Annotated in this window: 1 protein-coding gene; it reads left to right on the forward strand. The window is 70.3% G+C overall.

The features are described from left to right. Nucleotides 1–132: 132 nt before the first annotated feature. Nucleotides 133–2,276 (forward strand): condensation domain-containing protein (locus tag ABT300_RS43360; RefSeq protein ID WP_351688501.1); only part of this gene is annotated, 2,144 nt, incomplete at its 3' end.

A 2,276-nucleotide genomic window follows, 5' to 3' on the forward strand; every position in this document is an offset into this window, starting at 1 on the left:
CGGGCGCGGTGGACGGTGGACGGGCAGTTGGTGTTCGCGGGCCGTACCGACGACCAGGTGAAGATCCGTGGCTTCCGGATCGAGCCCGGCGAGGTCGAGCACGTGGTGGCTTCGCACCCGCAGGTCGCCCAAGTGGCGGTCATCGCCCGCGAGGACGTCCCCGGCGACAAGCGGCTGGTCGCCTACGTGGTTGCGGACGGCGACGCCGCGCGTGCCCAACTTCAGGAATCCGTAAGGAAGTTGTCCGCTTCCCGACTTCCCGACTACATGGTGCCGTCGGCCGTGGTGGTGCTGGACGCGCTGCCGCTGTCGGTGAACGGCAAGCTGGACCGCAAGGCCTTGCCGGCGCCCGTGTACTCCACCGGCTCAGGCCGGGGCCCGGCGAGCGTGCAGGAGGAACTGCTCTGCGCGGTGTTCGCCGAGGTGCTGGGTCTGGAGCGTGTCGGCGTGGACGACGACTTCTTCCGGCTCGGCGGCCACTCCCTGCTCGCGGTGCGTCTGGTGAGCCGGGTGCGGTCGGTTCTGGGTGTGGAGGTGCCGCTGCGGGTGCTGTTCGAGGCGCCCACCGTCGCGGGGCTCGCGGTTCGGCTCGGGGGTGTGGAGCGGGCGCGGGTGGCGTTGACGGCGGGGGAGCGGCCGGAGCGGGTGCCGCTGTCGTTCGCGCAGCGCCGCCTGTGGTTCATCAACCAGCTCGAAGGACCCAGCGCCGCCTACAACGTCCCGGCGGTGATCCCACTGTCCGGCGATGTGGACCGGGACGCGCTGGGCGCCGCGTTCCTGGACGTGCTCGGACGGCACGAGGTGCTGCGCACGGTCTTCCCGGTGGTCGACGGCGAGCCCTACCAGCGGATGCTCGACATCGGGGACCTGGAATGGGCGCTGCAGGTGGAGGAGGTCGCACCCGAGGCGCTGAACGCAGCGGTCGCCGAGGCAGTGGCGTACAGCTTCGACCTGGCGTCCGAACTGCCCGTCAGGGCTTGGTTGTTCGAGGCGGGTGCGGAGCTGCGGGCGTTGGTCGTGGTGATGCACCATGTGGCCAGCGACGGCTGGTCGAGGGGCCCGTTGGCGCGGGATCTGTCGATCGCTTATGCGGCGCGCAGTGCGGGCCGGGCGCCGGAGTGGGCGCCGCTGCCGGTGCAGTACGCGGACTACACCCTGTGGCAGCGCGAGATCCTCGGGGACGAGAACGACCCCGAGAGTGTGATGGCCGGCCAGATCGCCTACTGGCGTGAGGCGCTGTCCGGCTCTCCGGAGGAGTTGGGTCTGCCGTTCGACCGGGTGCGCCCGGCGGTGGGCTCGCATCGTGGTTATCAGGTGCCGGTGGAGGTTCCGGCGGTGGTGCACGAGCGGCTGGTGGAGGTGGCCCGTGCGGAGGGTGTGACGCCGTTCATGGTGTTGCAGGCTTCGCTGGCGGTGCTGCTCTCCAAGCTCGGCGCGGGAACGGACATCCCGATCGGCTCGGCGAACGCGGGCCGCACCGACGAGGCGCTGGATGATCTGGTCGGTTTCTTCATCAACACGTTGGTGGTGCGGACGGATCTGTCGGGGTGGCCGAGCTTCCGTGAGGTGCTGGGCCGGGTGCGGGAGCGGACGCTGTCGGCGCTGGCGCATCAGGATGTGCCGTTCGAGCGGTTGGTGGAGGAGCTGGCGCCGGCCCGCTCGATGGCCCGCCACCCGCTCTTCCAGGTCGTCCTGACCAAGCAGAACACCGTGGACGCGGTGTTGGAGCTGCCCGGTATGCAGTCCGGCACGGCACCCGCGGATCCCGGATCGTCCGAGTCCGAGCCCGGCAAGCCGGATCCGACCGCCCACGAGTCCGCGGCGAAGTTCGACCTCGATGTCATCGTGGGTGAGGAATTCGACGTGGATGGTCGTCCGGTGGGTGTGCGTGGCACGGTGACGGTGTCGGCGGATCTGTTCGAGCCGGTGTGGGCGGGGCGGATCGCTGGGGCGTGGGTCCGGGTGCTGGATGCGGTGACGAGCGATCCGGGTATTGCGGTGGCGTCGGTCGATGTGATCGAGGCCGCTGAGCGTGCGACGCTGCTGACCGGGTGGAACGCCACGGCTGTGGAGGGTGCGGCTTCGTCGGTGGTGGAGCTGTTCGAGGCGCAGGTGGCGCGGACGCCGGATGCGGTGGCGATCGTGGCCGGCGGTGAGCGGTTGTCGTATGCGGAGCTGGAGGCGCGGGCGAACCGGCTGGCGCACTATCTGATCGGTCAGGGTGTGGGGGCGGAGTCGGTGGTGGGGCTGGCTCTGCCGCGTGGTGTCGAGATGAT

The organism is Streptomyces sp. NPDC001027, from assembly GCF_040299045.1.
Classification (GTDB): domain Bacteria; phylum Actinomycetota; class Actinomycetes; order Streptomycetales; family Streptomycetaceae; genus Streptomyces.